This is a genomic window from Nodosilinea sp. LEGE 07088, from assembly GCF_015207395.1.
In the GTDB taxonomy this organism is placed as follows: domain Bacteria; phylum Cyanobacteriota; class Cyanobacteriia; order Phormidesmidales; family Phormidesmidaceae; genus Nodosilinea.
The window spans coordinates 1-8,899 of the sequence record NZ_JADEWX010000211.1; the positions used below are offsets into that span (position 1 = coordinate 1).

An 8,899-nucleotide genomic window follows, 5' to 3' on the forward strand; every position below is an offset into this window, starting at 1 on the left:
CCTCCCCATCCCCCCACCTACTCTTTTTCTTCCCGCAAATGCCTGGGCTGCCAGCCTTCATGGTTCTTCTGCGGCGCCCGGGAGACCACCAAACAGTTGTCGGGGGCGTCTTTGCGCACCACTGAGCCAGCGGCGATGGTGACGTCGTTGCCAATGGTGACGGGGGCGACAAGAACGCTGTTGCTGCCGGTTTTGGTGCGATCGCCAATGACGGTCTGATGTTTCTGATAGCCGTCGTAGTTGGCGGTAATGGTGCCCGCCCCCACGTTCACCTTATTGCCCAGGGTGGCGTCACCCAGGTACGACAGATGGGCCACATTGGTGCCTGCGCCCAGGGTTGCTTTCTTGATTTCGACGAAGTTGCCGATGCGGCAGCCCTCGCCCACCCCGGCTTCACCCCGCAGATGGGCGTAGGGGCCAACCCGCGCGCCACGGCCCACGGTGCTGTCGCTGACTACAGAAAATGCGATCGTGGCATGGGCCCCAATTTGACTATTTTCGATCAGACTGCCGGGGCCAATGCGGCTGCCGGTGCCCACGAAGGTTTTACCGCGCAGGTGGGTTTGGGGTTCGATCACCACGTCGGGGGCGATCTGAACCGTGGTATCGATGGTGGTGCTGCCGGGGTCAATCAGGGTGACACCAGTCGCCATCCAATAGTCTTTGATGCGGTCTTGCAGAATGGCGTAGGCCTCGGCCAGGTGTTTGCGGCTGTTGATGCCAAAGATCTCCTGACCATCAGCTACGTCTAGCGCCATAGCCGGAGCCAGGTCTTTGACCACATCGGTGAGGTAGTACTCCTGCTGGTCGTTGTCGGCGCTGAGGTGGGGCAGCACCGTCATCAGCTGAGCCCAGTTAAAGCAGTAAATACCAGCATTGATGCGCGGGTTCTGGCGCTGGGCAGGGTTGCAATCGCGGTGCTCGATGATTTCTGTAATCAGGTCTTGATCGGCGCAGAAGACCCGTCCGTAACCTGTAGGGTCGGTGAACTGGGCCGTGAGGAGGGTAGCGGCGTTGCCCTTTTCCTGATGGGTGGTCACCATTGTTTGAATGGTCTCAGGCCGCAGCAGGGGCACGTCGCCGTTGAGCACCAGCAGGTCACCGTCAAACCCCTCTAGGTGGGGAATTAACTGCTGTACCGCGTGGCCCGTACCCAGTTGCTCTCGCTGCTCGACAAAGGTGAGACCCGGAATGTGGGCTAAGGCCGCTTTGACCTGGTCTTGGCCAAACCCCACTACGATCAACTGGTGGCTGGGGTTGAGGTCGGCCACCCCGTCGAGGACACGCTCCACCATCGACTTGCCCCCCACCGAGTGCAGCACCTTGGGCAGGCTCGATTTCATCCGAGTGCCGCGCCCGGCGGCAAGAATGGCGACAGCGACCATGGGTATATCCTTCGTGGGTTAATGGCGTGGGGTAATGCCCGAAGGGAGTATATCGCGTTGTTGCCAGAATTGTCTTTAGAACTGGCTAGGGGCGGTTTTGCCAGAGTCTGAGAGCGGTGGATTGAGGCTGCGGAAATAGGTGCTGCCGATCACGGCTAAGAAGCCTAAGTAGGCCATGAGCTGCACTAAGTAGAGGTGATCGCGGTAGCCCAGCAAGACCTTCAACACAATGCCGGGGAACTGGCGATCGGGCAGAATGCCGCTGCCGTTCCACAGCAGCGGCCCCAGAATGCAGGAGGTCTGGCTAAAGCACAGGTCGGCAGCGGGGTTGAGCTGGCCGATGACGGCAAGGGCCGCGTCGAGGTTTTTAAAGATTGAAATCACCAGGCCCCCCACAATTAGCAGCAGCAGCACCCCCATCACCTGAAAGAAGCGCTTGAGGTTAATGCGCACGCCCCAGCGAAATAGGGCTAGGCCAATCAGGGTGGCGCCTAGCAAACCGGCGATCGCCCCGCCCCCCGCCGCCAGGCTGGTATCTACGTTGGTAAAGATAAACAGCACGGTCTCAAACCCCTCCCGCAGCACGGCGATGCACACCAGGCTAAAGACGCTCCAGCCTGCGGTTTGGGCGTCGTCGAGGGCCGATTGTACAGTGCCTTCAATTTCATCCTTGAGGCCGCGAGACTGGCGGGTCATCCACAGCAGCATCCAGCTCAGCATAATCACGGCGATCGCGCCAAACAGCACATTCAGCAGTGGCTTCACCACCGTTTGCAAACCGGGCAATCCCTGCTGGAGCTGCTGGAGACCCAGCCCCAGGGCAATCCCCAACATGACACTGCCCATCAGGCCAGCGGCAACGCCAGCGTAGGCCCAGGGGTTGAGCACCTGGCGATTGGCCTTCGCCAGGCAGGCCAGCACGATACCAACGACAAGGGCCGCTTCGACCCCCTCACGCAGGGTAATAAAGAATGTCGGTAGGGCGGCGGCAAAGTCCATAGAGGGTTGGGATCCAGGGCATCTATGGGTATTGTGTCAAACAACCCGATCCTTTGCAGCCTTTTGACCGGCCCTGGTCTGGCTTTGCCACCCTCAGCTGCCCCGGGTACAGGCGGTATCGGAGGAGATCCACGGGCTGACCTCGTACCGCCGAGCAGATACTAAGGACTATTCTGGCAACGAAAATACCCGATAATCTCGCTTCCTCTCAAGGGCGCAGGGCTGCGCCCCGACCTTTGGGTATCTCAGCAGAGTGCGGATATCGCCGCACCTGGTACTCACGGGCGTCGATCATACGGTACGAAAACCCGATTGCGGCTCGAAACTGCGCCTCGATGTCATCGAGCAAGTCTTGGGGGATGGCCTTCCACTGTTCGCGGGTTTGCCAGCGCACAATCAACACCACCTGATCGTGGAGGTCGGGCGAAATCCACACCTCCTTAGAGATATAGCCAGGAGATTGGCTCAAGGCCGCCGTCCAGATTTCATTGTCAATGCGAATAAAGGCTTCGCGGTGCTCAGGCGCGACCGCGAAGGTGAGCCATTCGATAACCATTAGGAAGCGTCCCCTGTGAGTCGGGCAATCTGGGTTTCAAAATAGGTTTGACGGGTGCCCAATACCCGAGCTAACACCAAACCTTCACGATAGGCAGCCAGGGCCGATTGAACCCCGCCGAGCTGCTCGTGCACCTGGCCCAGCTGGTCGTAGGCAGCCATCATGCCAAAGGCGTTGTGAGCCTGTTGCTCGACTAGCAACAGCTGTTCGTAGAGGTAGCCCACATCTTCCCAGCGGTTCAGGCTTTTGTAGATATCGGCCAGATCGGCGATGGCGACGGCGGCGATCGCCAACTGCTCTTGCTCAATGGCGTTGGTATAGGCGGTTTGGTACTGACGCGTAGCGGTGTCGAGGTCACCCAGGGCGAGGTAATTGCTGGCTAACTGATGCTGGAGTGGGGCAATCTGGGGCCAGAGGGCTGGGTCGGTTTGGTAGAGGGTGAGCAGCTGCTGTCGCCGGGCGATCGCCCCGGCAAAATCCTGGGCCTGTTCCAGGTTGTTGGCCTGCTCTTCTAGGTAGCGCCGTTCGCCCTCGCGATCGCCACTGGCCTGGGCCAGCTCGACCAGCTCACCGTAGACCGTCGCCGCCGGGGTAAAGTCAAACCAGTCGGCCTGGAGAGTGGCCAAGATTTCGAGCTGCTGGCGCTGGTCGTCGCGATCGCCGCTGGCTTGGGCCCGATCGGCCAGGGCTCGGTAAATGGTGGTGGCGCTCTCCACATCGCCCAGCACGACATAGGTGGCCGCCATGCTCTCCAATCGCTCGCGGTCCTCCGGCAGGCTCAGCTCAGCCCGAATTTCATCCATGCGCACGGCGTAGAGCTGTAGATCTTGGGTGGCGTTGCGATCGCGCAGCACCCGCCCCACTCGGTCAATGGCCGCCAGCTCTTGCTCGATGCCCAAGATCCGCCGCAGCCGAACCTCGCGCTGCCAGCTCAATCGGGCCTGCTCAGACTCACCGGCGGCGTCCAGCGCTGCGGTCTCTAGGGCTAGTTGATCCAGGTCTTGCTCTAGGGCGTACAGCTCCAGCGGGCTGAGGGGGCGCTCCACAACCGGGGTGGGCAGCAGTGGGTCAAGGGGGTCATCCTGCAGGGGGTCGGCCAAAAAAGGAAAGCGAATCTCGGGGCGCAGTACCTGACCCTGGGCCGGGGCGATCACCATGAGGGCGATCGCCAGCGAGCATGGGCCCAGCCACCGATGCCACTGTGGACGGGATGGCAGCAGCCCGGTTACCCGCGCGATCGGATGCGTACGACCTAGATCTACCAAAATCGAATCTCCAAAATTGGGGAATTTAGCTCTGCCCAATACCCTATAGTTTGCAGCTGAGCTGTGGTTAGCGGCAACCCGTCACCCAACAATCGACCACCGGGCACCCCGATTCAGTGGTGGCAAATCAGTGGCGGCAAATCAGTGGCGGCAAATCAGTGGCGGCAAATCAGTGGCGGCAAAAATTCGGCTCAAAAGATCGATCAATCAAGCGGACTCTCCCGATCTGCTCAACTATCATAAAGGCCGCCAGCGACCTAATGTGACAACCCCTTAACATCTTCCAGGGGCGCACCATAGAGCGTACCGCCATCCTGTAATCTGAAAGTTCGGTGACGGTTGAGCCGCCATGCGGTGTCGCCGACCCTGACCATTTGCAAGCCTCGTTTTCAGACTATGCAATCCACCGCATCCCCTACCGTTGCCACCCCTCAGCGCACTGTCCGTATCGTGTCTCGCAAGAGCCAGCTGGCGCTGATTCAGACCCACTGGGTGCGCGATGAGCTGCAGCGGCACTTCCCCGAGCTGGAGTTCGACATTGTCACCATGGAAACCCAGGGAGACAAGGTGCTCGACGTGTCGCTATCGAAGATTGGCGACAAGGGGTTGTTTACCCAAGAGCTGGAAGACACCATGCTGCGCGGCGACAGCGACTTTGCCGTGCACTCCCTCAAAGACCTGCCCACTCGCCTGCCCGAGGGGCTAATGCTGGGTTGCGTTACCCAGCGCGAAGACCCCGCCGATGCCCTGGTGGTGCACGAGAAGAATAAGGATAAAACCCTGGCGACGCTGCCCGAGGGGGCCGTCATTGGCACCTCGTCGCTGCGGCGGCTGGCGCAGCTGCGCCACCACTATCCCCACCTCAGCTTCAAAGATATTCGCGGCAACCTCAACACCCGCCTGCGCAAGCTCGACGAAGGTGGCTACGACGGCATTATTCTGGCGGTGGCTGGGCTCCAGCGCATGGCCATGGGCGATCGCATCCACGAAATTTTGCCCGCTGAGATTTCGCTCCATGCCGTTGGTCAGGGCGCCCTGGGGATCGAATGTCGCACGGGCGACGCCGAAATTCTGCAGCTACTCAGCGTGCTCTCCCACGCGCCCACCACCGCACGCTGTTTGGCCGAGCGGGCTTTTTTGCGCGAGCTAGAGGGAGGGTGTCAGGTGCCCATCGGGGTCAACACCGTTCTCGATGGCGACACCCTTACCCTCACGGGTCTGGTGGCCAGCCTAGATGGGCAACGGGTGATCAAAGATACCGTACAGGGGCCGACGACGGCGGCTGAGACGCTGGGCACTCAACTGGCACAGCAACTGCGCGGTGCCGGGGCCCAGACCATTCTGGATGAGATTACGGCAGCCAGCCGCAGCTAACGGCCCCAGCGACTCCAGGGCAACCCAGATGGCCAATGGATAGCGGCTGTCGGCTCTGTCTGGCGGTCACTCGGAGATGGGCATGGCAGTGGGCAGACCCCGATTTTGACGCACCCGGTCTTGACGTAACTGAAGAAAAGCCTAAATTCTCTCAAAGTAGTCTCTGGCACTGGTCAAAGGATGAAATCATCAGTCACAATAGGCTCAAGATTGACCGGGCGTGGTGCTGCCCCGTCTCATCCTGTTTCCCCTGCCCAGGCTGGTATTACCGTAATGTCAACTTCTCCCTTTTCCTGGTTGTCGTCTCTGATGCGCTCTCCGGTACAGGCTCTGACGATCGCTCCGCTGGCCCTGATTACTATCACCGCAGAAGCGACCCTAGCCGCTCCGGCCCTGACCGAGTTTGAAGATAGCCCCAAGGTGGTGCTCGATGAAGCGTGGCAGATTATTAACCGGGAGTACGTAGACAGCAGCTTTAACCAGACCGACTGGCAAGCCACCCGCCAAGAGCTGCTGGGGCGCGAGTACAGCTCCCAGGAGTCGGCCTATACGGCCCTGCGATCGGCGCTGCGGCGGCTCAATGACCCCTACACGCGCTTCCTCTCCCCAGCAGAATATGCTGACTTGACCGACCAAACCTCCGGGGAAATATCCGGCATTGGGGTACGTTTAGAGCGCAACAGTCAGACTGGGGAGATGCTGGTCATCGAGGTGACCGCGGGCTCTCCGGCAGAGCAGTCGGGGCTGGTGGTGGGCGATCGCATTGTGCTAGTCGATGGCCAGAGTGCTGAGCGTCTGACAGTAGAAGGTGTGCTACAACGGCTACGCGGTGCTGAGGGCTCCCAGCTGACGCTAACGGTTTCTCGCGACGGCGGTGCGTCGCGCACCGTGATTCTCACCCGCGCTCGGATGGATTTGCCCACCGTAGACTATGCCGAAAAGGTGGCGGGCGGCCGCTCGATTGGCTATATTCGGCTGATTGAGTTTAATGCCAACGCGTCAACTCAGATGGCTGAGGCCATTCGTGCCCTCAGCGAGGCTGGCGTTGAAGGGTTTGTGCTCGATCTGCGGGGCAACCCCGGCGGTTTGCTCATGGCCAGCATCGACATCAGCCGCATGTGGCTACAGCACGGCCCCATTGTGCGCACCCTCGACCGTAGCGGCAATGACGAAGCGATCTCGGCTAACCGCACCGCCCTCACCGCCCTGCCGCTGACGGTACTGGTCGATGAGCGATCGGCCAGCTCTAGCGAAATTTTGACCGGGGCGTTGCGCGACAACAACCGCGCCACTGTGGTGGGCACTCCCACCTACGGCAAAGCTCTGGTACAGTCGCTCCACGGGCTTACCGATGGCTCGGGTCTCACTGTTACGGTGGCCCACTATTACACGCCCAACGGTACCGATATTAGCAGCAAGGGTATTACTCCCGATGTTACGGTCAATGTGAGCGCCCAACAGCGCCGCGAGCTGTTTAGCAACCCCGCCCTGCTCGGCACCGAAGCCGATGCACAATATCTCCGCGCCGCTGAGGTGCTAGAGCAAACCATCCTGGCCAGCCAGGGGCTACCGGCTACAACCGGGGCCAGTCGCCTGGGACGAATTGATCCCGCTGAGTAAGAGGATATCTTCCTGCTAATTCATCGACCAAGCGCCTTGGTTTAGCGATTATTAATTTTTTGGGGTGATTCTGATCTGGGCCTGCAGTCTGAAAAGTTGTAATACATTTTTTCGTATGCGTCCCCTTCTGGCCACGGGTCTAGCCTTGACAGTCCTTCTCTCGCCAGCGGCGCTGGTGCGGGCGCAAAGCATCGAGGAACTGTTTCAGCAGGGGATAGCGGCAAGGACAGCAGGGGACTACGCCACCGCTGAAGCAATTTGGCGACAGGTGCTGCGGCTGGACCCCAGCAATGTCCTTGCCTACTGCAACCTGGGATTAGTGCTGGTTGAGCAGATCCGCTTTGAAGAAGCAGAGGTGGCCTTTCGCGAAGCGATTTGCCTTGACTCCGGTAATGCTAATACCTACTACAACCTGGGGAATGCGCTGGGTAAGCAGGGTCGCCTTGAGGAAGCGGAGGAAGCCTTTCGGGAAGCAACTCGCCTTGATCCAAACTATGCCAATGCATATTACACCCTTCTAGGGGCGGTGCTGGCTGAGCAGATTCGCTTTCAGGAAGCGGAGGTGACCCCTCGCGACGCGCTTCGCCTTGACTTCGACAATGACTATGCCTACTACTACAGGCTGAGAGCAGTGCTGATTGGGCAGAGCCGCATTGAGGAAGCGGAAGTGACCTATCGCGAAGCGATTCGCCTCGCCCCCGACAATGCCAATGCCTACTACAACCTGGGATTGGCGCTAGCTGGGCAGAGCCGATTTGAAGAAGCCGCAGCAGCCTTTCGCGAAGCGATTCGCCTCGCCCCCGATAATGCCGATGCCTACTACAACCTAGGGGCGGTGCTGGCTGGGCAGAGTCACCTTGAGGAAGCTACGCAGGCCTTTCACAAAGCGGTTCGTCTTGACCCCGGCCATGCCGCTACCTACTACAACCTGGAGGCAATACTGGCTGAACAGAATCGCCTTGAGGAAGTAAAAGTGAGATCTCGTGAAGCGATTCGCCTTGACCCCGACAATGCTAGTGCTTACTACGATTTGGGAACGGCATTGGCTGAGCAGAGTCGCCTTGAGGAAGTGGATAGGCAGAGTCGCCTTCAAGAAGCAGCGGCAGCCTTTCGCGAAGCGGTTCGCCTCGCCCCCGACGCCAGTGCCTACTACAGGCTAGGGATAGTGCTGACTGAGCAGAGTCGCCTTGAAGAAGCAGATAGGCAGAGTCGACTTGAAGAAGCAGCGGCAGCCTTTCGCGAAGCCATTCGCCTTGACCCCGATCATACCTCCGCCAACCTTGGCCTGCAGGTGGTGCTGGCTGAGCAGATTCGACTTGAGGTATCGGAAGCAGCCTCTCTCGTACGGGTTGCTCCCTACGTTAACTTTGGTACCCCCGCTACGGTGCTGGATAGGCAGAGCCTCTTTGGAGAAGCGGAGGTGGTCTTTCGCGAAGTCATTCGCCTCGACCCCAACAACGCCGATACCTATTTCAGCCTGGGAGTAATGCTGGCTGAGCAACGTCGCCTTGAAGAAGCGGAGGTGGCCTTTCATGAAACGGTTCGTCTTGATCCGGACAATGCTAGTGCCCACTAAGCTGTTAATCATTTAAACTACATATTAGAGAGCATATTTTGGCGAAGTATCTATGCCAATCAAGAACTATCTGACCGCCGAAGAGAAACAGGAGTTGCAGAAGCAGCTTAAGTTTCATGAGCAC

Annotated in this window: 7 protein-coding genes; 3 read left to right on the forward strand and 4 right to left on the reverse strand. The window is 59.4% G+C overall.

Annotated features, from left to right (window positions below; translation table 11 throughout):
- Window positions 1-17 precede the first annotated feature (17 nt).
- The 4 genes from glmU to IQ254_RS27385 form a co-directional block, all read right to left on the reverse strand.
- Window positions 18-1,385, reverse strand: coding sequence for a bifunctional UDP-N-acetylglucosamine diphosphorylase/glucosamine-1-phosphate N-acetyltransferase GlmU (gene glmU, locus IQ254_RS27370; protein WP_193969318.1), 1,368 nt, complete (start codon window positions 1,383-1,385; stop codon window positions 18-20).
- A 75-nt stretch (window positions 1,386-1,460) separates the two neighbouring features.
- Window positions 1,461-2,384 carry an FTR1 family protein gene (locus tag IQ254_RS27375; RefSeq protein WP_193969319.1) on the reverse strand — a complete coding sequence of 308 codons (924 nt, stop codon included), beginning with the start codon at window positions 2,382-2,384 and terminating at the stop codon, window positions 1,461-1,463.
- A 208-nt stretch (window positions 2,385-2,592) separates the two neighbouring features.
- Window positions 2,593-2,940 carry a TIGR03792 family protein gene (locus IQ254_RS27380; RefSeq protein ID WP_193969320.1) on the reverse strand — a complete coding sequence of 116 codons (348 nt, stop codon included), beginning with the start codon at window positions 2,938-2,940 and terminating at the stop codon, window positions 2,593-2,595.
- Complete coding sequence (locus IQ254_RS27385) at window positions 2,940-4,205, reverse strand: hypothetical protein (protein ID WP_193969321.1); 1,266 nt, start codon at window positions 4,203-4,205, stop codon at window positions 2,940-2,942. Before IQ254_RS27385 ends, IQ254_RS27380 begins: the two co-directional genes overlap by 1 nt.
- Window positions 4,206-4,601: 396 nt before the next feature.
- Between IQ254_RS27385 and hemC the strand changes: the two genes are divergently transcribed.
- From hemC to IQ254_RS27400, 3 genes are all read left to right on the forward strand, one after another.
- A complete protein-coding gene (gene hemC / locus IQ254_RS27390) occupies window positions 4,602-5,579 on the forward strand; it encodes a hydroxymethylbilane synthase (RefSeq protein ID WP_193969322.1) in 978 nt (325 codons plus the stop codon).
- 273 nt (window positions 5,580-5,852) lie between these two features.
- Window positions 5,853-7,199: a S41 family peptidase gene (locus tag IQ254_RS27395; protein ID WP_228041153.1), complete on the forward strand. Its 1,347-nt coding sequence runs from the start codon at window positions 5,853-5,855 to the stop codon at window positions 7,197-7,199.
- 145 nt (window positions 7,200-7,344) lie between these two features.
- Window positions 7,345-8,775, forward strand: a complete 1,431-nt coding sequence (locus IQ254_RS27400) for a tetratricopeptide repeat protein (RefSeq protein WP_193969323.1) — start codon at window positions 7,345-7,347, stop codon at window positions 8,773-8,775.
- The last annotated feature ends 124 nt before the right edge of the window (window positions 8,776-8,899 follow it).

Excerpts from the sequence above, each read along its gene's own strand:
- IQ254_RS27395 (WP_228041153.1), top strand. The coding sequence starts at position 5,853 with ATGTCAACTTCTCCCTTTTCCTGGTTGTCGTCTCTGATGCGCTCTCCG.
- IQ254_RS27380 (WP_193969320.1), bottom strand. The coding sequence starts at position 2,940 with ATGGTTATCGAATGGCTCACCTTCGCGGTCGCGCCTGAGCACCGCGAA.
- IQ254_RS27375 (WP_193969319.1), bottom strand. The coding sequence starts at position 2,384 with ATGGACTTTGCCGCCGCCCTACCGACATTCTTTATTACCCTGCGTGAG.
- glmU (WP_193969318.1), bottom strand. The coding sequence starts at position 1,385 with ATGGTCGCTGTCGCCATTCTTGCCGCCGGGCGCGGCACTCGGATGAAA.
- hemC (WP_193969322.1), top strand. The coding sequence starts at position 4,602 with ATGCAATCCACCGCATCCCCTACCGTTGCCACCCCTCAGCGCACTGTC.